We start from the raw sequence: 21252 nt of genomic DNA on the forward strand, positions 1-21252 counted from the left end.
GGACGAACGGTGGCCAGTGGCTGGGACAGACTGTTAGCGTTGGGCATGGTGTCGACGCAGCCACGTATCGCGCCCGGGCGTCTCCGGGAGCTGGGTCCGGTCAACTGGGTTGTCTGGCAGGCGCTTTCCCGCGCCGCGGGCACGGATGACGCGCACCTGTTCAGCACGCTCGGGCGCACCGGCGGCCTGTTCCGCGGCTGGCTGCACTTCTCCGGGAAGCTCATGCCCGGCGGGCGGCTGCGCCGCTACGAATCCGAAATGGTGATTCTGCGAGTCGCGCACCTGCGCGAATGCGAGTACGAGACCGACCATCACATTCGACTCGGCAAGCGCGCGGGCATCACCCAGGAGATCCTCGACCGGCTGCGCCTCGGCCCCACCGCCCCCGGCTGGACCGACAAGGAACGCGCCCTCCTCACCGCCGTCGACCAACTGGTCACCACCCGCAACCTCGACGACCCCACCTGGACCACCCTCGCCGAGCACTACGACGACCGCCGCCTCATCGAAATCGTCCTGCTCACCAACCAGTACGAGGGCCTCGCCAGCACCATCACCGCCCTGCGAATCCAGACCGATCACTGAGCAATCCCCCTCATCCCAGCGCAATCCCCCGCCACCCCAGCGCAATCTCCCTCATCCCAGCGCAATCTCCCTCATCCCAGTGCAATCCCCGTCATCCCGGCGCGCTTTTGGCCGGGATCCCCACCCGGGCGGCTGTACCTCGCTGACGGATCCCGGCCAAAGCATGCCGGGATGACAAGGGCTCCCACGTCGGGCGGTTGCTAGCCGTCCGCGCGATGCCGCGCCCGCGAACCCAGTGCGAGCGGCAGGGTTTCGGTCGACAGATCCCCCGCGACCCGGGCGTGCATATGCATGTCGTGCCAGCCGTCGGCGTGCAGGGTGGCGCTGCGGTTGGTGCCCTCCAGGGCGTAGCCGGATTTCATCGCCACCCGGCAGGACTGCGGATTGTGCACGGAATGGCGGAGTTCCAGGCGGTGGAAGCCGATTTCGTCGAATGCCCACGAGGTGAGCGCGGCAACGGCCCGCGGTGCGATCCCCTGCCCGCGCGCCCGCGGCGCCACCCAGTACGCCATCTCACCCAGCCCCTGCGACAGCAGCATCGACCGCAGCGACGCCCGCCCCACCACATGCCCGGTATGGCTGTCGGCCACAGCCCAATTGGCATCGACCCCACCACTCCACGCATGCAGCCACAACTCGATCCAGTCGTCCGCCTCCTCCACCGATTCGGCCGTCCGCGCATGCCACCGCTGAATCGCCGGATCCTGAAAGGCCGCGAACACCTCCGGCGCATCCCGCCGCAGCCAGGGCCGCAACACCAACCCCTCGCCCGCCGGAATCACCGGCTGCGCGCCCTTCGTAAAGACTTCAGCGGCAATGATTGCCGGCACCGATCGCGGCATACCTGAAATTCTGCCCCGCCCCGGCACCCCGTGTCGCCGGAATTCCGATCAGCCACCCGGACCACCCGAAACGGTCGCCCACACCAATCAGCCCGGCTCTCCGCAAGGCCGTTCCGCGCCACACTATTCCGGCGCAGCGAGCGCAGCCCGCCGACAACGTGGCTCAGCCGGACGAGGTTTCGATGAGGGCGGCGAGGCCGTCGAGGAGGCGGGCGAGGCCGAAGTCGTAGGCGTGGTCGGCGCTGTAGGCGCTGTTGTGGGCCTGGCCGGCGGCGGCGCCGACGCGGGCGGCGAGGGGGTAGCGGTCGGCGGAGAAGACGCGTTCCAGGAGGGGGGCGGCGCGCTGCCACCACTCGTGGTCGGATTCACCGCTTTCGGCGGCGGCGCGGGCGGTATCGATGGCGATGCGGGCGACCGAGGTGACAAAGCCGAGGACGTGGGTGAGGGCCGCGTCCATATCGACGTCGCCGAGGCCGAGGCCGTCGAAGGCCTGGAGTTCGTGGTCGTATTTGGCGGCGACGCCGGGGCCCAGGGGCGGACGGGTGGTCGGGACGTAGGCGACCCAGGGGTGCGCGGCCAGCAGCGCGCGGTTCTCGGCGGCGACGGTGGAAACCCTTTCACGCCAAGGCATTCCGGTGAGATCGTGGCGCGTCATCCGCTGATAGACGGTATCGAGCATGAGGTCGAGGAGTTCGGCCTTGCCCGGCACATACGTGTAGGTGGCCATCGGCGTGAGCCCCAGCTGCGCCGCGACCGACCGCATGGTGAGCGCCGCCAGCCCCTGACCGTCGGCGATCTCCAGCGCCGCATCGACCACCGCGTCGACGGTGGTGCGCTGTTTCGGACCGCGTGCCGACCCGCCCTGCCCGGGCTCGCGCCACAGCAGTTCCAGGGTGCGCACCGGATCTCCGGCACTGCTCCGCTCACGTGCGCCCATGCCTCACCTCCGCCCTGATCGTATAGATGTGACGCTCGTCACGATACAGCCCGCCGGGAATTTACGTACAAAGTACAGCGTACTTAGTACAGAGTTTATCGGCAGCAAGGAGCACCCATGAAAATCACCGCATCCGCCCTCTCCCTGAACGTGGCCGAACCCACCACCTCGGCGAAATTCCTGATCGACCACTTCGGCTTCGCCGAGGATATGTCCGCCGATGGATTCGTCTCCCTGACCAGGCCTGATGCGGGCTTCAACATCATCTACCTGCGCACCGGCCTGTCCACCTTCAAGCCCGCGACCATTGCGGGCAGCGCCGGACAGGGCGTCCTGGTGGTCTTCATCGTGGAAGACATCGACGCGGAGTACGAGCGAGTCCGGTCCGAGGGCGTTCCGATCGTCACCCCGATCGAGACCGAACCCTGGGGCGAGCGCTACTTCCAGGCCGTCGATCCGAACGGAATCATCATCCAATTGGTCCAGTGGGTCTGATCGTGTCGATTCCGGGCCGTCCCGTTCGAGGAGTAGTCATGGGCCGAACCGCGGCCCGCTCCTCGACGGGAAGGAACCAGCCATGCGGAAAGTCGTGGCAATCGAGAACATGACCCTGGACGGGTACGTGGACTCACAGACCGGGCTCGGGTTCGAATGGACCTTCCGGGGTTACAGCCCCGAGGTCGACGCCTTCGGCAATCAGCACGTGCGCTCCGATGTCGACACCGCGATGTACGGACGTCGTACCTTCGAAGGCATGCGCGACTTCTGGTCCGGCGTCGCCGGCAATCCGGATGCGGCCGACGGCGAGAAGGCGCACGCCGATTGGGTGACGAACGTGAGCAAGATCGCCTTCTCCACCACGCTGCGGGAGGCGGGCTGGAAGAACACCCGGATCATCGCCGCCGACGCGGCCGCCCGTGTCGCCGAACTCAAGGCGGAAGACGGTGGCACGCTTGCCATCTACGCCAGCCCGAAACTGGTGCACTGGTTCATCGACAACGGTCTCATCGACGAATTCCGAATCATGGTGCATCCGGTGACGGTCGGCTCCGGCACGCCGCTGTTCCATGACAAGGCCGCGCTGAATGTGGATCTGCTGGAATCGAAGACGTTCGACTCGGGTGCGGTCTACCTCCGCTACCAGGTCGCCTGAGCCAAGGAAGAGAGAAGACAATGCGAAATCTGGTGCTGATCCGTCTCGATCCGTCCAAGGCCCCCGAACAGGGCCCCGACGAGAAGCTCATGGCGGATATGAACACGCTCATCGAGGAGATGACCAAGGCGGGCGTCCTGCTCGACACCGCCGGATTGCGGCCGACCGAAGAGGGCACCCGCATCCACCAGGTCGACGGGAAGCAGACCGTCATCGACGGCCCCTTCACCGAATCCAAGGAGATCATCGGCGGCTACTGCCTGCTGCAGACCCGATCCACCGCCGAGGCGGTCGAGTGGGCCTCCCGCTTCCTGCGGGTGCACGGGCCGGAGTGGGATATCGAGGTCGAGGTCCGGCAGCTCGCCGATCAGGACTGAGCAGTGCGCGAGCGGTCACCGCGGGAGCGAGCGCGCCAGGCCGTCGAGGCGGCCTGGCGCATCGAGTGGCCGCGCCTGGTCGCCGGCCTGACCCGCGTGGTCGGCGATATCGGCGTGGCCGAGGAGCTCGCCCAGGACGCTCATGTGGCGGCCCTGGAGCAGTGGCCGCGCGACGGAGTGCCCGCGAATCCGGGCGGCTGGCTCATGCTGACCGCCAAACACCGTGCCATCGACCGGATTCGGCGGGACGCCACCTTCGCCCGCAAGCTCGAACTGCTCGGCCGGGAGGTGGAGTTGGACGAACAACCGCCGGAACCGGTCGAGGCCATCTCCGACGATCTGCTGCGCATGATCTTCACCGCCTGCCATCCGGTGCTGACGCCGCCGGCCCGCGCCGCACTGACACTGCGCATGGTCGGCGGCCTGACCGTCGAGGAGATCGCCCGCGCCTACGTCATCTCGGAATCCACTGTGGCACAACGTATCGTGCGCGCGAAGAAGACCATCGCGACCCGCAGGGTGCCGTACGAGGTGCCACAGGGCGCGGAACTGACGGCCCGGCTGGATTCGGTCCTCGAGGTGATCTACCTGATCTTCAACGAGGGCTACACCGCGACCTCGGGCGAACGCTGGGTGCGCGCCGAATTATGCGAGGACGCACTGCGTTTGGCGCGCATCCTGTCGGCGCTCCTGCCCGATGAACCGGAAACGCACGGCCTGGCCGCGCTGCTGGAATTGCAGGCCTCCCGCACCGGAGCCCGCAGCGCGGACGGCAATGACATGGTCCTGCTCGCGGATCAGGATCGCGCACACTGGAATCGGCTCTACATTCGGCGCGGTTTCGCCGCGCTGGCCCGCGCGCACACCCTCGCCCGCACCCGCGGCGGTCCGGGCCGCTACGCGCTGCAGGCGGCGATCGCCGCGGTGCACGCCATGGCGCCGACCGCCGCAGACACCGATTGGCGGCGCATTGCCGGACTGTATGCCGTACTGGCCCAGCGGTTTCCGTCACCGATCGTGGAATTGAACCGGGCCGTGGCCGTCGCCATGCTGCACGGCCCCGCCGCCGGACTGGAACTGGCCGATAAGGCGGCGGCCTCCGGCGCCCTCGACGACTATCACCTGCTGTACGCCGTCCGAGGTGATCTGCTGGCCCGGCTCGGTCATACCGAGGACGCCCGCGCCGCATTCCTGCGCGCGGCGGAACTGACCGCCAATGCTACTGAGCAGGCCCTGCTGACCGATCGAGCGAACAGGGCTTGAGCAGCGAAGATAGCCCCGCAAATTACTGAACGACGCGCCGGGAGCGCTCCCAGGCGAACTCCCCGGGCGCGAGTACGTTGACTCCTGATTACGATTTCTCGACCGACTATTCGTGATTGCTCAGCTACCCGAATCGGCTACATCGCAACGGCGGGGACTCCGAGCGAAAACCCTCGGAATGCTCCTGGTGGTGGCCGCACCGATCGTGATCGGCGCAGGCAGTCCCACCGCGCAAGCGACTCCCGACGAACAGGTCGCCCAGCTGGTCGATATGACCTCGTCCGCGCTGCAACTGGCGGCGAAATCCCTTGGCCCGGTGGCGACCACGCTCATTCCCACGGTGACGGCCCTCGGCCTGGACCCGTCCTCGGCGTTCCCCAGACCGGTGCTCAAAGCCATGGCGCTCACCGTCGTTCCCCTCGATCAGTTCGGGGCCTTCGATGAGGTGATCACCCATGAGAGCAGCTGGCGGGTGTTCGCCGTCAATCCCAGCTCCGGCGCCTACGGCCTGGCCCAGGCGCTGCCCGCGCTCAAGATGTTCAGCGCGGGCCCCGACTGGCTGGTCAATCCGATGACCCAGCTGCGCTGGGCCTATCGGTACATGGTCGAGCGGTACGGCAGCCCGGTCGCGGCCTGGGATTTCTGGCAGGCCCACCACTGGTACTGATTCGAGCTGCGACGGCGCTCAGGCGAGAGCGGCGCGGAACACCTCGACCGCGGGGGTAGGCGTGCGGCCGAGCAGCCGCTGCAGATCACCGGTCTCGATATCCAGAATGCCCTGGGCGATACCGGCATCCGCATCGGCGAGCACCTGCGCGTACTGCGCGGGGACGCCGTTCTGCGTGAGCGCGGCGGCGTAATCGGCCTGCGGCAGATCCTGGTAGCGCACCGGCTTGCCGGATGCCTCCGAAATCGCCTGCGCCAGATCGGCATACGCGAGAGGCTCGCCGCCGAGCTCGTAGTTCTGCCCGCCGTGACCGTCCGTGGTCAGCACCTTCGCGGCGGCTTCGGCATAGTCGGCGCGGGAGGCGCCGGCCACCCGGCCGGTCCCGGCCGCACCGTAGAGCACACCGGATTCGATGGCGGGCGCCAAACCGCTGAGGTAGTTCTCCCAGTACCAGTCGTTGCGCAGCCGGACCACCGGCACACTCGCCTCGTCCAGGACCGCCTCGGTGCCGCGGTGCTCCTGGGCGAGGATCATTTCATTGCTGTCGATATTGGGAATGCTGGTGTAGGCGAACAGCTCCACACCCGCGCGCTCGGCGGCGCGAAGCACATTGGTGTGCTGGGCGACTCGGCTGCCGAACTCGTTGCCGGACACCAGCAGCACCCGGTCCACACCCTCGAAGGCGCGGTCCAGCGCGGCCGGATCGTCATAGCCGGCCTGCCGGATCTCGGCGCCCAGTGCGGCCAGATCGGCCACCTTGGCGGGATCGCGGACGACCGCGACCGGGGTGACGCCCTGCTTCAAGAGGGTTTCGACAACAAGCCGGCCGAGCTGACCACTGGCTCCGGTGACTGCGACGGTCATGACTTACTCCAGGTTCTCGGTGGGAACAAACTGCACTGTCTGGATGTACTAACTAATAGTAAGCACATGCTATTCCAGAACCGCAACCCGAAGGGTAGGTAATCTCGAACCATGAGTACGCCGCCCGATGACACCGACCCGACCCTGGAAGCCGACGTCTTCGCGCGCAACTGCACCTCCCGCCCGGTCCTGCAGAACATTGCCAGCCGCTGGGGAGTGCTGGCCCTGGTCGCGCTGAAGGAAGGCCCCACCCGCTTCAGCGCCCTGCGCCGGCGCGTCGACGGCATCAGCGAGCGCATGCTCTCGCAAACCCTGCAGACGCTCGAACGCGACGGCATGATCCACCGCGAGGTCCAGCAATCCATCCCCCCGCACGTCGAATACACCCTCACCGATCTCGGCGCCAAGGTCGCGGACCAGCTGGAGGGCCTCGTCCACATGCTGGAGACCAATATCGACCAGATCCGGGCCGCGCAGAACGCCTACCACCGCGAGTGAACAGGAGCCCGATGACCGACGACCTGAAATACCTCGAGCGCTGCGTGGAGCTGGCGGCCGAGGCGCTCGCGGCAGGTGACGAACCTTTCGGTTCCGTGCTGGTCGCGGCCGACGGCACCGTGCTCGCGGAGGACCGCAATCGCGTCTCGGGCGGCGATCAGACCCAGCATCCCGAATTCACGCTGGCACGCTGGGCCGCCCAGAACATGGCTCCCGCCGACCGTGCCGCCGCCACGGTCTACACCTCGGGCGAGCACTGCCCCATGTGCTCGGCCGCGCACGCCTGGGTCGGCCTGGGCCGGATCGCCTATGTCGCCTCGACCGAACAGCTCATCGGATGGCTTACCGATCTCGGCGTCGGACCCGGGCCGGTGCTGCCCCTCTCGATCAACCAGGTTGCGCCGAATGTGCCTGTCTCGGGCCCGTTCCCGGAGCTCTCCGAGCGGGTACGCGAGTTGCACCGGCAATTGCATCAGCGCTGATTTCGCGCTCGCACAATAGAAAAGGCGTCCCCCGGTTCGAAAACCGCGGGACGCCTTGGTGATTCGGGGCGGATCAGAAGTTGATCATGTGCCCGGCGAGGCCGTGGATGGCCTCCTGCAGGGCTTCGCTCAATGTCGGGTGGGTGTGCACATTGCGGGCCAGCTCGTTGACCGTGAGGTCCCACTTCTGGGCCAGGGTCAGCTCGGGCAGCAGTTCGGAGACATCCGGGCCGATGAGGTGGCCGCCGATGAGTTCGCCGTACTTCGCATCCGCGATGAGCTTGACGAAACCATTGGGGTCGCCCAGGCCGTGCGCCTTGCCATTGGCGGTGAACGGGAAGGTGGCGACCTTCACGTCGTAGCCCTCGTCGCGGGCCTGCTGCTCGGTGAGACCGAAGCTGGCGACCTGCGGCTGGCAGAAGGTGGCGCGCGGCATCATGCGGTAATCGCCGAGCGGCAGGGTCTCCGCGCCCGCGATGGTCTCCGCGGCGACGACGCCCTGCGCCTCGGCGACGTGCGCGAGCTGCAGCTTGGCGGTGACGTCACCGATGGCGTAGATGCCGGGGACATTGGTGCGCATGACATCGTCGATGGCGATGGCGCCCCGATCGGTCAGCTGCACGCCGGTGTTCTCCAGGCCGTAGCCCTTGACCCGCGGCGCGAATCCGACTGCCTGCAGCACCTTGTCGACCGTGACGGTCTCGATGGCGCCGGACTTGTTGTCCTTGATCGCGACGGTGACCTTGGAGCCGTCATCGTCGATGGACTGCACGGCCGCACCGGTGGTGATGGTGACGCCGAGCTTCTTGTACGCCTTGGTGATCTCCTTGGAGACGTCGACGTCCTCGTTCGGCAGGGCGCGATCGAGGAATTCGACGATCCGCACATCCACGCCGTAGTTCTTCAGGACGTAGGCGAACTCCATGCCGATGGCGCCCGCACCCACGATGAGGATGGAGCCCGGCAGGTCGCGGGTGAGGATCTGCTCCTCGTAGGTCACCACATTGGCCGAGAGCGAAGTGCCCGGCAGCAGCTTGGTTTCGGTACCGGTCGCGATGATCACGTTGTCGAACGTGAGGGTCTCGGTGCCGCCCTTGGTGAGCGCGACCGAGAGCGTCTTGGCGTCGGTGAAGGTACCCGCACCGTCGAACTCATCGATCTTGTTCTTCTTCATCAGGAAGTGGACGCCCTTGACGCGGCCGTCCGCCACCTTGCGGCTGCGGTCGAACGCCGCACCGAAGTCGAAGCTCACCTCACCGGAGATGCCGAAGGTTTTGGCTTCTTTATTGAAGATATGGGCCAGCTCCGCGTTCCGAAGCAGCGCCTTGGACGGAATGCAGCCCACGTTCAGGCACACGCCACCCCAGTATTTCTGCTCGACGATCGCTGTTCGCAGGCCGAGTTGAGCGGCGCGGATCGCGGCGACGTAACCGCCGGGACCAGCGCCGAGAACGACGACATCGTAGTGGGAAGTCACGCCCCCGACTCTAACCCCGGCGCGCCCGCCGCACTCATCCAGCCTGCCCGGTTTCGAAGCGGCTGATGAGGCCGTCGCGGACGGTGAAGCGCCAGGCCGTGCGCATGCTCCCCCACCGGTCATTGCTGTAGTCGGCGACGAATTCGGTCGGGCTGGTGGTGGATTCGACGCTCATGCGGGCATTGGTGGCGAAGATCTCCGAATCGGTCCACTGAGCGAGATTCCGCTCATTGCCGTCATCGGACATGCTGGCGTCTTCGCTCAGGGTTTCGAAAAAAGCATCCGAATCGTGCGCATTGATAGCGTCGACGAATTTCTGCACCGTGCGATCGAGCTGCGTCATCTGTTCATCCCTCTCGGCTTCGGAATGGCAAGAGCAGGGCAAACACACCGCGTTCGAGTCTAACCGCGCGACTCAATCGCGCCAGACCTGCTGCGCGACCCGGGCAAAATTTCCGCCGAATACGGCCGCGCGTTCGGCATCCGAGAATCCACGGCCGATGAGCACCTCGTTCAAGCCGGGCACCTCGGATTCACCGAGCAGATCCTCCGGCGGCGTCCACTGCAGCGGGCCGTAGCGGGTGAATTCCTCCGAGAAGATCTCCGGATTCCGCGCGATCTCCTCGTTGAAGTCGTCGCCATCGAAGGAGAAGTCCGAGCTCACGCCGATGTGCTCGATGCCGACCAGCATGGCGCCGTAGGCAATGTGGTCCGCGATGGCCTCGATGCGTTCGGCCCGCTGACCGGGTTCATTGCGGCCCAGGAAGATTCCCACGCCATTGATGCCGATCACCCCGCCGGTGCCGGCGCACGCCCGCGCCTGATCATCGGTGATATTGCGCGGATGCGCCCGCAGCGCAGCGAAATTGGAGTGGCTGTAGATCATCGGGACTTCGGTGATATCGGCGATGTCCAGCCCCGTGCGCACCGAGCAGTGTGAGCCGTCGGCGAACATGCCCACCGCATTGAGCGTGCGAATCAGATCGCGGCCGTACGCGGTGAGTCCGGTGTCCTCCGCATCCAGGCAGCCACATCCGGCCGCATTCGCATAGTTGTAGCTGGGCAGCAGCGAGCGCACGCCCAGGTCGTAGAACATCTTCACATTGTCGAGGTCGCCGCCGAGCGGTCCGGAATCCTCCAGATCGAAGGCCAGCGCGACGGTGTCGGGATCGGGTTCGACCGCATCCGCGATCCGCTCGACGAGCCGGAATCGGCCGTCCGCCAGGGCATCCCGGCGGAACTGGTCCAGCAGCACCAGCGAATCCCGGGTGGAATGCGGCGAATACCCCACGTTCACCGACAGATACGAGCCGAGCGGGTAGCGGGCCAATTCGGAAATATCGGCCGACGGCAGCAGCGGGAGACAGCAGTGCTGCTCCCACAGCCGGGGCCCGGTCTGTTCCGGCGACTGAGACGGCAATCCGGGACCTCCTGGAGCGGATCGGCATAGACCCAGCAATCGTACTGACCGTTATGTGACAACCGGCGGACTCGATCGGCCCGCCTCGACCGGTCGGGGCACCACGTCCCCTCGGACTCGGCAAGAATGTAGGGCATGACCGGTGATGGCGAGACCGTGACAGACCCGTACCTGTGGCTCGAAGAAGTCACCAGTGATCGTGCGCTGGATTGGGCGCGGGCGCACAACGAGGTGGTGCTGGCGCGGTTCGCGGCCTCGGAACGGTTCAGCGGGCTCGAGGCGCGCATCCTCGACATGCTCGATACCGATACGCGCATCGCCTATCCCGGGCGGCGCGGGCCGTGGCTCTACAACTACTGGCGGGACGGCGAGCACCCCAAGGGACTGTGGCGTCGCACCACATTCGCCGAATACGCCAAGGACGAACCGGCGTGGGAGATCCTGATCGATCTGGACGCGCTCGCCGCGGCCGAGGACGAGAACTGGGTGTGGAGCGGCGCCGCCGTACTGCGGCCCGAACAGCACCGGGCCCTGATCAGCCTCTCGCGCGGCGGGGCGGACGCCAAGGTGGTCCGCGAATTCGATATCGAGACACGGTCTTTCCTCGAACCGGCGGACGGCGGCTTCGCACTGCCCGAGGCCAAATCCGAGATCCGCTGGATCGATATCGATACCGTTTATGTCGGAACGGATTTCGGTCCCGGCTCGCTCACCGACTCCGGATATCCGCGTATTGCCAAGCGCTGGAAGCGCGGCACGCCGCTCACCGAGGCCGTCACCGTCTTCGAGGGCGAGGCCGGGGATGTGGCCGTCTCCGCCGGATACGACCGAACCCCGGGCTACGAAAGGCATTTCGCCGGTCGCGCCACCGACTTCTTCAATGAGGAGGTCTTCCTGCTCGAGGACGACGGCAGCCGCCGGCTCATCGAGGTGCCCAGCGACGCCTCCGAATCCTGGTACAAAGACTGGCTGCTGGTGCGGCTGAAATCGCCCTGGGAGATCGGCGCGGTCGGCTATCCGGCGGGTGCGCTGCTGGTCATCGATTTCGAGCGATTCCTCAGCGGCGCACGCGATTTCGAGGTGCTGTTCACCCCCGACGAGCACACCGCGCTGCACGGTTACGGCTGGACCGAGAATCACCTGCTGCTCATCACCCTGCAGGATGTGCAGACCAAACTGCATGTGGTCACCCCCGGGCCGGGCGGCTGGGTGCGCGAGGTGCTCGGCGATGCCCCGCCGATGGCCACCACCAGCGTCATGAATCTGGACCCGCTCGAGGGCGGCGACGAATTCATGCTCTCCACAAGCGGTTTCACCAGTCCCACCACACTGCTGACGAGTTCGGTCGGCGGCGCCACCGAAATGCTGAAGAAGGAACCGGAATTCTTCGACGCCGCCGGCGTGGAGACCGAGCAGTTCTTCGCCCGCTCCGACGACGGCACCATGATCCCGTATTTCGTGCTGCGGCACCGGGATCGGCGCGGCGCCCCCGGCCCCGCGGTCATGTCCGGCTACGGCGGCTTCGAGGTCTCCCGCACCCCCGCCTACAGCGGTGCGGCCGGTATGGGCTGGCTGGAACGCGGCGGCACCTGGGTGATGACCAATATTCGCGGCGGCGGCGAATACGGGCCCGAATGGCACACCGCCGCGCAGAAGGCCAACCGGCACCGCGTCTACGAGGACTTCTCCTCGATCGCCCGCGATCTGGTCGCGCGCGGCATCACCACCCACGATCAGCTGGGTGCGGTCGGCGGCAGCAATGGCGGCCTGCTCATGGGCGTCATGCTCACCCGCTACCCGGAACTGTTCGGCGCCATCGTGTGCCAGGTTCCGCTGCTGGATATGAAGCGCTATCACCTGCTGCTGGCGGGCGCGTCCTGGATCGCCGAATACGGTGACCCGGACAAGCCCGAGGAGTGGGCGTACATCTCGAAGTACTCGCCGTACCAGAACACCGATCCGGACGCGAAGTATCCGCCGATCCTGCTCACCACCTCCACCCGCGACGACCGCGTGCACCCCGGCCATGCGCGAAAGATGGCCGCGCTCTTGGAATCCCAGGGTCACCCGGTCTGGTACCACGAGAATATCGAGGGCGGGCACGGCGGTGCGGCGGACAATAAGCAGTCCGCGTTCCAGGCCTCGCTCATCTACGAGTTCTTCACCCGCACGCTCATCGAGAAGGACGCCTGACTCATCTGTCCCTGAGCCACTTTTCGACGTAGTCGACGGTGGAACCCGGGTCGCTGATCCACCCGTTGTGGCCCAGCGGCGCCGGGTTGTGCCAGGTCGTGATGTCGGCCTTGGGAAGCTTGTCCAGCAGATGCCGGGCCGAGCTGATCGGGGTGCGCTCATCGCCGGTCATGGTGATCGACAGCACCGGCAGTTTCAGCCGGCCGATGCGCTCCTCGTAATCGATATCCGCACCGGCCGGTTCGAAGCGCCCGGTGCGGGCCAATCGCGCGAGGTCGGCGATCAGCACCTTCGATTGCGGGCCGAATCCGCCGGCGGTGATCTTGTCACCGGGCCAGAATCCGGCGAGGTTGGCGGCCAAGGAGACTGCGGCGCTGCCCAGCAGGAAGCCGGGCGCGGCCAGGCCCCGGTAGCCGCGGTGATACGGCGTTCCGGAGGCGATGAGAATCAGCCCGCCCAGGCGTCCGCGAATGCGCGATGCGTACATGACACCCAGTTGCCCGCCCATGCTGTGCCCCAGCAGATACGGGGTGCTGTCCGGAAATCTGTTGCGCACCACCTGGAACATGGCGGGAAAGTCCACCGACACCAGTTCCTGATAGCCGTAGGGTCCGGGCGGATTCGGTTTCGGCCGACTGTCGCCCTTCCCGCGCAGCTCCAGCAGCGCGACGTCGAATCCTCTTGCCGCCAAGGGATTTCCGAATAGCGAGTAGTACTCCCCCGGCACCCCCAGGCCCGGCACGATCACCACGACCGGCCGCGGCGAATCGGCGGTGATCGGATGCCGGTGCGCACCCTTCGCCGGAATCAACCACACGGTGACCGTCGACCCGTCCGGCATCTGAATCGGCACACTCTCCACGCCCCGCACGCTACCGCGCGTCCGGATTTCCAGGAGAGAAGGCGCGCTTACCCTTCGGCGGGAGCAAGATCAAGTCCGGGCGGCGTCGCCAGGTGGGCGGTACGACCGGCTGGCTTGCCCGCTACGGGGTTTGCCTGCGGCGGCTGGGATTGCGTGAGGCCGGGACCGCGGTGGCCGCCCAGCGGCGCGCACCGAACGGTCCGCCGAAATTGCGCGGGCGGTGGCCCGGGCCGTCCTGACCGCACCCGGTGGTGTGATAGGTGAATCCGGAGTCCAGCACGGTGGCGAGGGCGCGCCAGCCGGAGAGGTCGGTGTGGCGCGGGACGGCGAGCGCGGTGCCGGCATCGCGCATGGGGCGGCGGCAGACCGGGCACGGCCGGGCCGGATTGCCGTGCCCGAGGGCACGTTTCATCGACACACGACAGCCGGTGCACACCAGGTGCGTACTGCGAATTCCCCCGTACATGCCCGCCACGGTACCGCCCCCGGTACACACCCGCGAATGGAAATCGGTGCGGCCGAGGGCGGTTGACGTGCGGTCAGGCGCTGACGGCGCCCATGATGACGCGGCGCAGCACGCTGATGACCTCGTCCAGCGGCGACCGGGGTTCGGAACCGCTCCAGGCATCCACCACGTAGTTGACGGCGCCGATGATCGCCAGCACCCGCATCTCGTAGTCACCGGGCGGGATTTCACCGTGCAGGGCGGCATCCTCGGCGGCGCTGGCGAGCAGTGCGCCCCAGGCGCGGCGCAACTCGAGCCGGAACTGCTCGACCTTCGGCCCGGCGCCGACGACCTCGACCAGCGCAACCCGGGCTTTTCGGGGATCGCGCCCGATCGACTCGATATACGCGCGCACGGCGGCGTCGATGATGTCGATGGCGTTGGCATCGGAGTGCTCGGCGATGGTGGCCGCCACGGCTTCCCGTGATTCGCGGTCGATCTGCTCGTAGAGCTCGAGCAGCAGCGATTCGCGACCGGTGAACTCCTCGTAGAACTGCCGTGAGGAGAGGCCGGCGTCCTTACAGATGGCGCCGACGGAGCTGTTTGCGTATCCGTCTCGCGCGAACACCGTCAGCCCCGACTCCAGAAAACGCGCACGACGCTGCCGTTGCCGGTCTTCTACGGGCTGTCCGGCGTACATTCTTCCCGCGTTCGTTTCCTGTGACATTGCGCCAGACAATACCGAAGGGCCCGATCCCCTCGTCATGGATCGGGCCCTTCGTTTGCACCTTCGACATCCCGCGCGATAGCCGAAAGTTGGCTCAGCTGCTTCGGGCCAGTACGGCGTACCTGGGGCGGCGGGTATTGGCAGGGGAACCGCCCCAGGTTCGGAACGCGGTTCCGGGGGAAGAAACGCATTCCGATGCCGCATTGGCCCGAAAGTCACTGATCGTTTGCCAATCAACACGATACAGAGCGGACGAACTGGACGGAATACTTTTGCAGGAGATTTTTAGAATATATTTCCGCGCAAATGGCGAGTCGTGCGGCGACCAGCGTCGCACCCCTATCGAACCGGACATTCACCCTGGACATGACGAAGGGCCCGATCCCCTCGTCATGGATCAGGCCCTTCAGTACCTCGTCGGCTCCCGCGCAGTAGCCGAAAGGTGGCACTCGCGTGGCTACTTGGCGGAACCGCTCGCCGAGCCGGTCGCGAGCAGCTTCAGGATGGTCTGCACGAGTACGTCCGAGATGATGTCCGTCATGGTGGTGCTCCGATCGAATAACGGTAGCCAGTGTTGCTTCACTGACTGTTTGCCATCGGGACCATACCGAGCCGGACCACGCCTCGGGAAGCTTTTCGAGGAAAAATCTAGTTTTTTTTCGAGACGGGGTTAGACGCTGGCCTACCTGGGGTTTCAGCGAGACTCGCCGGGTCCCGGCGCTCCGGGGAAGCTGTCACGGAGATCCACACATGATGCGGTTGCTGCGACTGTCTGGCAACCCCCTTTGTACGGTTCCGGGAAGCTGTCAATCCGCCTGCGGAACCTCCGGTTCACCGAGCGTGAGCATGAGCCGATTGGCCCAGGAGAACGAGGCCGCGGACAGCACCAGATCGTGGATGTCGGTATCGGTCAGACCCAGTCGCCGCAGCCGTTCGATATGCGCGTGGCCGGCGCGCGGCGGATTGGCGGCCAGGGCGTCGACGAAATCGATAATGGCATCCCATCTTTCGTCGATGCGCACCCCATTTCCCTCATCCAGCAGGCGCTGCACATCATCGCCGCGCTTGGACAGGGCAGTGGTGAATCGCGAGTGCACCGAGGCGCAGTACTCGCACCCGTTGTGCCGTGAGGTGACGGTGGCGGCGAGTTCCCTTTCGGCACGGCCCAATCCGGCGCGACCGTAGAAGATCTCCCTGTCATTGCCACTGCGATGGGCGAGCACCTCGGGATTGCGCGCCAGCACCCGGAAGTACGGGCCCACGCCCCGATCTCCCTCGAGCAGCGGAGCCTGCCGCGCATCGGCGTCGGCCAGCCGGATGGGCTCCACCCACGGCACCCAGTCCAACTGCTCCTGCGTGAATCCGCCCGGGCGGCGGCCGGATTCGACGCTGCGCACCTCGCTGCCCGGTTCGCCGTCGCGCGAAGCGGCGGCCGATTCGGCGCTGCGCACGCTCTGTTCACTCATGTCCGGCTCCGATCAGGGTGAGACCGGCCAGCAGCCGGACCTGGAAGTGCACGAAGCCGATGAGCTGCGCCACCGTCACGATGTCGTCCGCGGACAGTCCGGCGGCCGCCAGCGCGTCGATATCCGCGCGGGTCGCCGCGGCGGGCGTGCTGGTCACCAGCGCCGCATGCCGCAGAATCGCGGCCAGCACCGGATCACCCTGTGCCGGTGCGGTTCCCAGTCCGGCATAGTGCGCGGCGAGCTCGGGCGCACCCGCCAGCTCGGCCACGGCCACGGCCGCGGCGATGAGGCGCTCGCGCCCCACCGAGGCGGCGCCGGGGCCGTCCAGCAGGGCGTCGTACACGCCCTGGGTGTGCGCTACCACGGCCGGGCGCTGCTGCCGGAGCTCGCGCACGCCCTCCGCCCGTTCGCCCAGGACGGCGTCGATCACGTCGGTCACGGAGTCGTTCCTTCCCGCCAACCCAGTTGCGGCGCAACCTTGGTGGCAATGAGTTCGATGGAGCGCAGGGTCGCCTCCTGGCCGGGGTCGACCGGGTGCACCTGCACGATGAAATCGGTGGCATGCCGCAGCGCGGCGTCCGCGGAAAGCTGTGCGACCACCTCATCGGGCGTGCCGATGAACGAGTCGCGCAGCACCTCCTGCACGGTGGTCGCCACTTCCGGACCGCCATTACGGCGCAATTGCTCCAGGAAGCGCGCCGCGCCGCGTTCGGCGAGCGTCCAGGCGGTGTCGTGATCGTCGGCCACGAAAACGCCTCGGGACGCACCGATTCGGGCCTCGACGCCGGTGGGCAGCGCATCCAGGTACGCGTCCAGCAGGGGCGTCTGGATCTCCCAGAGGGTGGCGTCCGGGGCCGCCGGATCACGCGGCTGCGCCTTCGACAGCAGCAGGCCGTCGCCCGCCAGTCCGGCGCGCGCGGCCCCGGCGGCCGAGAACGTGGCCTGCCAGATGCGGTCCCGCAGCGTCCGCGCGGGCGGATTGAGACCGCGGTCCCCGACCAGCGGTGCGCCCGTCAGCGCGGCGGTCAGCGTCGCCAGTTTCTCGGCGTACACCTGCTGCCGGTTCGCGCCGGTCAGTCCGAACAATTCGAAGGCGTGCCCGGAACCGCCCGCGCCGACACCGATTTCGAGCCGGCCCGCACTGAGCACATCCAGTACCGCCGCATCCTCGGCGACCCGGATCGGATCCTCCAGCGCCAGCGTGACAATGGCGGTGCCGAGCCGCAGCCGCGGATTGCGCGCCGCCGCATGCGCCAGGAAGACGAACGGTGACGGCAGCCCGCCCTCGGCCGGATCGAGATGGTGCTGCGCCACCCAGGCCCCGTCGTAGCCGAGCCGCTCGGCCAGATCGAACTGCTCGCGGGCGTGCCGGTACACGGTCGCCGCATCTTCGCTCGCATCGGAGCGCACCAGCCTGGTGAACAGGCCGAGGCGGTGAAAACTCATAGGGTCACCTTCCCGAGATAGGCATCGCGGACAGCCGGATTGTCGCTGAGTTCGGCGGCCGTGCCGTGCAGCACGATCTCGCCGGCACGCAGCACATTCGCGGTGTGCGCAATGCTCAGTGCCAGTTCCGCCTGCTGTTCGACGATCAGGATGGCCAGGCCCAATTCCCGGTTGAGCCGGGCGATTTCCTCCAGCACCCGATCCACGAACAGCGGGGACAGTCCCATGGTCGGCTCGTCCATGCAGATGAGCCGGGGTTTGCTCATGAGCGCCCGCGCGAAGGCCAGCATCTGCTGCTCACCGCCGGACAGGGTGCCCGCCCGCTGCGTCCGCCGCTCGGCCAGCCGCGGGAAATGCTCGAACATCTCCGCGGCCCGCGCGGCCAGCACCGAGCGGCGCTCGCGGCGGATATAGCCGCCGACAAAGAGGTTCTCCTCGACCGTCATGGCCGGAAATACCCGCCGCGCCTCCGGCACCGATGCCAAACCCGCCCGGATGCGCGCGGACGGCGGTGTCTTCGTCACCTCCACACCGTCGATGCGCACCACACCGGAGGTGGGTTTCAACAGCCCGAGCGCGGTTTTCATGGTGGTCGACTTCCCCGAGGCATTGCCGCCGAGCAGGGAGACGATTTCACCGGGACGCACCTGCAGCGACACCTCGTTCAATGCGCGCGAAGGCCCGTAATGCACTACCACGCGGTCGAATTCGAGGATCGGCGCGGCGGTCTCGTCGAAGCGCGGAGCAGCGCTGCCGGCCTCGATCACCACGGCGTCAGAGTCCGGCATCGGCGCTCACCTTCTCCTCGCCTCGAATGCTCTCCACCACTTCGCCTTCCGACTCCGGCGCAGCCTGATCGACGGCGGCATCCACAGTCGGAGCGCGGCTGCGGCCGAGATATGCCTCGATGACGCGCGGGTCGGCCAGCACCTCCTCGGGTGTGCCCTCGGCGATGACGCGCCCTTCGTCCAGCACCAGCACCCGATCGGACAGGTCGTGGACCAGATCCATCTTGTGTTCGACCAGCAGCACGGTCTGTCCCTGCGCCTTCAATTCGGCCAATTGCCTGCCGATTTCGGCGGTCTCGGTCTGGTTCATGCCTGCGGCCGGCTCATCGAGCAGCAGCAGATCGGGTTCCAGCGCCAGCGCCCGTGCGATTTCGGTGCGGCGGCGGTTGGCATAGGACAGCGTGTACGCGGCATTGTCGGCACGCGGGCCGAGCCGCTCCTGGAACCGCGCCAGCTGGGCGTCGATCCTGGCGGCGGACTCCTTGCGCTCGGCCCGCACGGACGGTGTGGGCACCAGTGCGACGAAGAGTTCCGCCAGCAGAGATATCCAGCGCAGCAATGGGATTCCCGCCAGCGAGCGCAGCGGGCGGGAGGCGCGCAGGGTGGTCTGCAAGCCGACATCCACATTCTCGCGAACGGTCATATTGCCGAACACCCGCCCGTTCTGAAACGTGCGAGCAATGCCCGCGGCGGCCGCAGCCTCCGGCTTTCCGGGGCGAATTCTTTTGCCCCGCACCAGAATATCACCACTGTCTGGCTTCAATACTCCGGAGATGAGATTGACCGTCGTCGACTTACCGGACCCGTTGGGCCCGATAATCGAGACGAATTCCCCTGGCGCAATGGTGATATCGATACCATCCACGGCGCGCACCCCGCCGAACGCACGGCGCAATCCACGCACCGTGAGCGCCGGCTCAGGCTGTGACTCGGACACGTTCCCTCCTCACCAGAATTCCCTGCGGCCGGAAGCGCACGACCAGCAGCAGCACCAGCCCGTAGAGCACGATCCGCAGTTCGGGCGCGAGTCGCAGGGCCTCCGGCGCACCGATCAACACCACGGCCCCGAGAACGGCCCCGTACGGCGAGGCGGTGCCACCGAGCACCAGAATCGTCACCACCAGCAGCGACATCGGCAGATTGAACACCGTCGGATCGATATACGAGTACTGGTGCGCCAGCAGCGAACCGCCGATCCCGGAGAAGAAGGCGGCGATCGCGAAGGCCAGCGCCTTGTAATCGCGGACCGGCACCCCCGCCGAACGGGCGGCGACCTCGTCCGCGCCGATGGCCCGGATGGCGGTGCCCAATCGTGACCGCTGCATCCCGAGGATCACCGCCAGCGTGATCGCCAGCACCACCAGCTCCAACTGGAAAATCTGGGTGTGCGTGACGAATTCGAAGCCGAACAGCTCGGGCGGCGGAATTCCGAAAATGCCGTAGCTGCCGCGTGTCACCGATTCCCAATTGCGGATCAGCGCCACCGTGACGATGCCGATGCCCAGCGTGGCAATGGCGACATAGTGTCCGCCCAGCCGCCACAGCGGTGCGGCCAGCACCGAAGACACCACGGCCGCAACGATTCCCGCCGCGATGATGGCGGGCAGGAAGGCCCAGCCGTGCGATACCGTCAGCACCGCCGAGGTGTACGCGCCGATGGCGATCGGCCCCGCCTGCCCGATGGCCAACTGTCCCGCCGACCCGGCGACCAGCGTCATGGATACGGCGATGATCGCGTACGCCAGGATCTGCGTACCCACCGAGATGCCGTAATCGTTCGATACCGCCGGAATCACCAGCCCCGCAATGGCGAAGGCGATGAGCGCATGCCACCAGCGCACCCGCAGCAGCCTCCCGGAACCGAGGAAGGTCCCGGTCAGCGGCTCGGATTCGATTGCGGGCGGGCGGGCCAGCAGTCCGCCCGGCCGCAGCACCAGGAATACCACCAGCAGGCCGAAGGTGATCAGATCCCGGTACCCGTCCCCGAAGGTGTAGATGCCGAACGCCTCCACCAGCCCGAGCACGATACCGCCGAGCACCGCACCGGGAATCGAGCCGAGCCCGCCGATGGTCGCGGCGACGAAGCCGGTCATACCGACAATGCTGCCGCTGGTCGGCGAGATGTTCGAGTTGTAGAGGCCGACGAAGATGCCCGCCAGCCCACCCAGCCCGGAGGCGATGGCGAAGGCCAGCGACTGGATCCGCCCGACGCTGATGCCCATCTGCGCGGCCGCATCCGGATCCTGCGCGGTGGCCCGGATGGCCAGCCCGTACCGGCCGAAGCGCAGAAATGCCCACAGCCCCACCATGACCGAGATCGTGATGGCGAACATGACCACATCCGAGGTTCCGAACCGCACGCCGCCGACCCGGAAGTTATTGGTGGACAGCACTTCCGGGAATGGCCGTGTTTCCGGTCCGAAGATCAGCGCCACCACGTTCTCGATGATCAACCCCGCCGCCACGGTGGCGAGCAGCGCCGAAATGGCCGGCGCCCGCCGCAGCGGGCGCACCGCCAGCACATCGATACCCACCCCGACCAGCGCGGTCACGCCGACCACCACGATGATCGCCGCCCACAGCGGCGCCCCGTGCTGGGCGATCAGCCACCAGCCCAGCACCGAACCGAAGGCGAAGATCGCGCCGTGCGCGAAATTGATGACATTGGTGACCCCGAAGATCAGGGTGATGCCCACGGCAATGAGCGCATACGCATTGCCGTGGACCAGACCCGCGATAAGCGTGTCGAACATTGCCGCG

Annotated in this window: 24 protein-coding genes; 9 read left to right on the forward strand and 15 right to left on the reverse strand. The window is 67.0% G+C overall.

The genetic code is table 11. The annotated features are described in order from the left end of the window. Positions 1-45: 45 nt before the first annotated feature. Positions 46-585: a carboxymuconolactone decarboxylase family protein gene (locus OG326_RS41505; RefSeq protein WP_327142540.1), complete on the forward strand. Its 540-nt coding sequence runs from the start codon at positions 46-48 to the stop codon at positions 583-585. Positions 586-785: 200 nt separating this feature from the next. Here OG326_RS41505 and OG326_RS41510 read toward each other — a convergent pair whose 3' ends face one another. Further along, positions 786-1427, reverse strand: coding sequence for a GNAT family N-acetyltransferase (locus tag OG326_RS41510; protein ID WP_327142541.1), 642 nt, complete (start codon positions 1425-1427; stop codon positions 786-788). 163 nt (positions 1428-1590) lie between these two features. After that, positions 1591-2364: a TetR/AcrR family transcriptional regulator gene (locus tag OG326_RS41515; protein ID WP_327142542.1), complete on the reverse strand. Its 774-nt coding sequence runs from the start codon at positions 2362-2364 to the stop codon at positions 1591-1593. A 117-nt stretch (positions 2365-2481) separates the two neighbouring features. Between OG326_RS41515 and OG326_RS41520 the strand changes: the two genes are divergently transcribed. The 5 genes from OG326_RS41520 to OG326_RS41540 all read left to right on the forward strand — a co-directional run bounded on the left by OG326_RS41520 (position 2482) and on the right by OG326_RS41540 (position 5824). After that, positions 2482-2859 (forward strand): VOC family protein, encoded by a 378-nt coding sequence (locus OG326_RS41520; RefSeq protein ID WP_327142543.1) that lies wholly within the window; start codon positions 2482-2484, stop codon positions 2857-2859. Between the two features lie 82 nt (positions 2860-2941). Next, on the forward strand, positions 2942-3517 hold the full coding sequence (locus OG326_RS41525) for a dihydrofolate reductase family protein (protein WP_327142544.1): 576 nt from the start codon (positions 2942-2944) through the stop codon (positions 3515-3517). A 20-nt stretch (positions 3518-3537) separates the two neighbouring features. Continuing rightward, the gene (locus OG326_RS41530; RefSeq protein WP_327142545.1) at positions 3538-3894 is read left to right on the forward strand and encodes a YciI family protein; all 357 of its coding nucleotides are present in this window, start codon (positions 3538-3540) and stop codon (positions 3892-3894) included. 3 nt (positions 3895-3897) lie between these two features. Next, entirely contained in the window at positions 3898-5157 is a 1260-nt protein-coding gene (locus tag OG326_RS41535) for an RNA polymerase sigma factor (protein ID WP_327142546.1), read from the forward strand. 190 nt (positions 5158-5347) lie between these two features. Next, the gene (locus OG326_RS41540; protein WP_327142547.1) at positions 5348-5824 is read left to right on the forward strand and encodes a hypothetical protein; all 477 of its coding nucleotides are present in this window, start codon (positions 5348-5350) and stop codon (positions 5822-5824) included. An 18-nt stretch (positions 5825-5842) separates the two neighbouring features. Here OG326_RS41540 and OG326_RS41545 read toward each other — a convergent pair whose 3' ends face one another. After that, the gene (locus tag OG326_RS41545; protein WP_327142549.1) at positions 5843-6688 is read right to left on the reverse strand and encodes an SDR family oxidoreductase; all 846 of its coding nucleotides are present in this window, start codon (positions 6686-6688) and stop codon (positions 5843-5845) included. A 111-nt stretch (positions 6689-6799) separates the two neighbouring features. Between OG326_RS41545 and OG326_RS41550 the strand changes: the two genes are divergently transcribed. Both OG326_RS41550 and OG326_RS41555 read left to right on the forward strand, forming a co-directional pair. Next, on the forward strand, positions 6800-7186 hold the full coding sequence (locus tag OG326_RS41550; protein WP_327142550.1) for a winged helix-turn-helix transcriptional regulator: 387 nt from the start codon (positions 6800-6802) through the stop codon (positions 7184-7186). 11 nt (positions 7187-7197) lie between these two features. Next, the gene (locus OG326_RS41555; RefSeq protein WP_327142551.1) at positions 7198-7668 is read left to right on the forward strand and encodes a nucleoside deaminase; all 471 of its coding nucleotides are present in this window, start codon (positions 7198-7200) and stop codon (positions 7666-7668) included. A gap of 73 nt (positions 7669-7741) precedes the next feature. Here OG326_RS41555 and lpdA read toward each other — a convergent pair whose 3' ends face one another. The 3 genes from lpdA to OG326_RS41570 all read right to left on the reverse strand — a co-directional run bounded on the left by lpdA (position 7742) and on the right by OG326_RS41570 (position 10565). Further along, complete coding sequence (gene lpdA / locus OG326_RS41560; protein ID WP_327142552.1) at positions 7742-9145, reverse strand: dihydrolipoyl dehydrogenase; 1404 nt, start codon at positions 9143-9145, stop codon at positions 7742-7744. A gap of 34 nt (positions 9146-9179) precedes the next feature. After that, entirely contained in the window at positions 9180-9488 is a 309-nt protein-coding gene (locus tag OG326_RS41565; protein WP_327142553.1) for a nuclear transport factor 2 family protein, read from the reverse strand. A 72-nt stretch (positions 9489-9560) separates the two neighbouring features. Further along, positions 9561-10565 (reverse strand): dipeptidase, encoded by a 1005-nt coding sequence (locus OG326_RS41570; RefSeq protein WP_327142554.1) that lies wholly within the window; start codon positions 10563-10565, stop codon positions 9561-9563. Between the two features lie 135 nt (positions 10566-10700). Here OG326_RS41570 and OG326_RS41575 point away from each other — a divergent pair, with 135 nt between their 5' ends. Then, a complete protein-coding gene (locus OG326_RS41575) occupies positions 10701-12758 on the forward strand; it encodes a prolyl oligopeptidase family serine peptidase (RefSeq protein WP_327142555.1) in 2058 nt (685 codons plus the stop codon). Position 12759: 1 nt separating this feature from the next. On the opposite strand, the gene OG326_RS41580 is transcribed toward OG326_RS41575, so the two are convergent. The 9 genes from OG326_RS41580 to OG326_RS41620 all read right to left on the reverse strand — a co-directional run bounded on the left by OG326_RS41580 (position 12760) and on the right by OG326_RS41620 (position 21245). Next, the gene (locus OG326_RS41580) at positions 12760-13620 is read right to left on the reverse strand and encodes an alpha/beta fold hydrolase (protein WP_327142556.1); all 861 of its coding nucleotides are present in this window, start codon (positions 13618-13620) and stop codon (positions 12760-12762) included. A gap of 121 nt (positions 13621-13741) precedes the next feature. Then, positions 13742-14032, reverse strand: a complete 291-nt coding sequence (locus OG326_RS41585; RefSeq protein ID WP_327142557.1) for a hypothetical protein — start codon at positions 14030-14032, stop codon at positions 13742-13744. Between the two features lie 127 nt (positions 14033-14159). Beyond that, positions 14160-14792, reverse strand: a complete 633-nt coding sequence (locus OG326_RS41590) for a TetR/AcrR family transcriptional regulator (RefSeq protein ID WP_327142558.1) — start codon at positions 14790-14792, stop codon at positions 14160-14162. A gap of 806 nt (positions 14793-15598) precedes the next feature. Beyond that, entirely contained in the window at positions 15599-16258 is a 660-nt protein-coding gene (locus OG326_RS41595) for a peroxidase-related enzyme (protein ID WP_327142559.1), read from the reverse strand. Continuing rightward, positions 16251-16697, reverse strand: coding sequence for a hypothetical protein (locus OG326_RS41600; protein WP_327142560.1), 447 nt, complete (start codon positions 16695-16697; stop codon positions 16251-16253). Before OG326_RS41600 ends, OG326_RS41595 begins: the two co-directional genes overlap by 8 nt. After that, positions 16694-17704: a putative FMN-dependent luciferase-like monooxygenase gene (locus tag OG326_RS41605; RefSeq protein WP_327142561.1), complete on the reverse strand. Its 1011-nt coding sequence runs from the start codon at positions 17702-17704 to the stop codon at positions 16694-16696. The genes OG326_RS41600 and OG326_RS41605 overlap by 4 nt, the downstream gene beginning before the upstream one ends. Continuing rightward, positions 17701-18492, reverse strand: a complete 792-nt coding sequence (locus OG326_RS41610) for an ABC transporter ATP-binding protein (RefSeq protein ID WP_327142562.1) — start codon at positions 18490-18492, stop codon at positions 17701-17703. Before OG326_RS41610 ends, OG326_RS41605 begins: the two co-directional genes overlap by 4 nt. Further along, complete coding sequence (locus tag OG326_RS41615; RefSeq protein ID WP_327142563.1) at positions 18479-19429, reverse strand: ABC transporter ATP-binding protein; 951 nt, start codon at positions 19427-19429, stop codon at positions 18479-18481. The genes OG326_RS41610 and OG326_RS41615 overlap by 14 nt, the downstream gene beginning before the upstream one ends. Beyond that, complete coding sequence (locus OG326_RS41620) at positions 19410-21245, reverse strand: ABC transporter permease (RefSeq protein WP_327142564.1); 1836 nt, start codon at positions 21243-21245, stop codon at positions 19410-19412. The genes OG326_RS41615 and OG326_RS41620 overlap by 20 nt, the downstream gene beginning before the upstream one ends. Positions 21246-21252: the final 7 nt, after the last annotated feature.

The sequence above is a fragment of the Nocardia sp. NBC_01327 genome (assembly GCF_035958815.1).
Classification (GTDB): Bacteria; Actinomycetota; Actinomycetes; order Mycobacteriales; family Mycobacteriaceae; genus Nocardia.

Excerpts from the sequence above, each read along its gene's own strand:
- OG326_RS41505 (WP_327142540.1), top strand. The coding sequence starts at position 46 with ATGGTGTCGACGCAGCCACGTATCGCGCCCGGGCGTCTCCGGGAGCTG.
- OG326_RS41510 (WP_327142541.1), bottom strand. The coding sequence starts at position 1,427 with ATGCCGCGATCGGTGCCGGCAATCATTGCCGCTGAAGTCTTTACGAAG.
- OG326_RS41515 (WP_327142542.1), bottom strand. The coding sequence starts at position 2,364 with ATGGGCGCACGTGAGCGGAGCAGTGCCGGAGATCCGGTGCGCACCCTG.
- OG326_RS41520 (WP_327142543.1), top strand. The coding sequence starts at position 2,482 with ATGAAAATCACCGCATCCGCCCTCTCCCTGAACGTGGCCGAACCCACC.
- OG326_RS41525 (WP_327142544.1), top strand. The coding sequence starts at position 2,942 with ATGCGGAAAGTCGTGGCAATCGAGAACATGACCCTGGACGGGTACGTG.
- OG326_RS41530 (WP_327142545.1), top strand. The coding sequence starts at position 3,538 with ATGCGAAATCTGGTGCTGATCCGTCTCGATCCGTCCAAGGCCCCCGAA.
- OG326_RS41545 (WP_327142549.1), bottom strand. The coding sequence starts at position 6,688 with ATGACCGTCGCAGTCACCGGAGCCAGTGGTCAGCTCGGCCGGCTTGTT.
- OG326_RS41550 (WP_327142550.1), top strand. The coding sequence starts at position 6,800 with ATGAGTACGCCGCCCGATGACACCGACCCGACCCTGGAAGCCGACGTC.
- OG326_RS41555 (WP_327142551.1), top strand. The coding sequence starts at position 7,198 with ATGACCGACGACCTGAAATACCTCGAGCGCTGCGTGGAGCTGGCGGCC.
- OG326_RS41565 (WP_327142553.1), bottom strand. The coding sequence starts at position 9,488 with ATGACGCAGCTCGATCGCACGGTGCAGAAATTCGTCGACGCTATCAAT.
- OG326_RS41575 (WP_327142555.1), top strand. The coding sequence starts at position 10,701 with ATGACCGGTGATGGCGAGACCGTGACAGACCCGTACCTGTGGCTCGAA.
- OG326_RS41585 (WP_327142557.1), bottom strand. The coding sequence starts at position 14,032 with ATGAAACGTGCCCTCGGGCACGGCAATCCGGCCCGGCCGTGCCCGGTC.
- OG326_RS41590 (WP_327142558.1), bottom strand. The coding sequence starts at position 14,792 with ATGTCACAGGAAACGAACGCGGGAAGAATGTACGCCGGACAGCCCGTA.
- OG326_RS41595 (WP_327142559.1), bottom strand. The coding sequence starts at position 16,258 with ATGAGTGAACAGAGCGTGCGCAGCGCCGAATCGGCCGCCGCTTCGCGC.
- OG326_RS41605 (WP_327142561.1), bottom strand. The coding sequence starts at position 17,704 with ATGAGTTTTCACCGCCTCGGCCTGTTCACCAGGCTGGTGCGCTCCGAT.
- OG326_RS41610 (WP_327142562.1), bottom strand. The coding sequence starts at position 18,492 with ATGCCGGACTCTGACGCCGTGGTGATCGAGGCCGGCAGCGCTGCTCCG.
- OG326_RS41620 (WP_327142564.1), bottom strand. The coding sequence starts at position 21,245 with ATGTTCGACACGCTTATCGCGGGTCTGGTCCACGGCAATGCGTATGCG.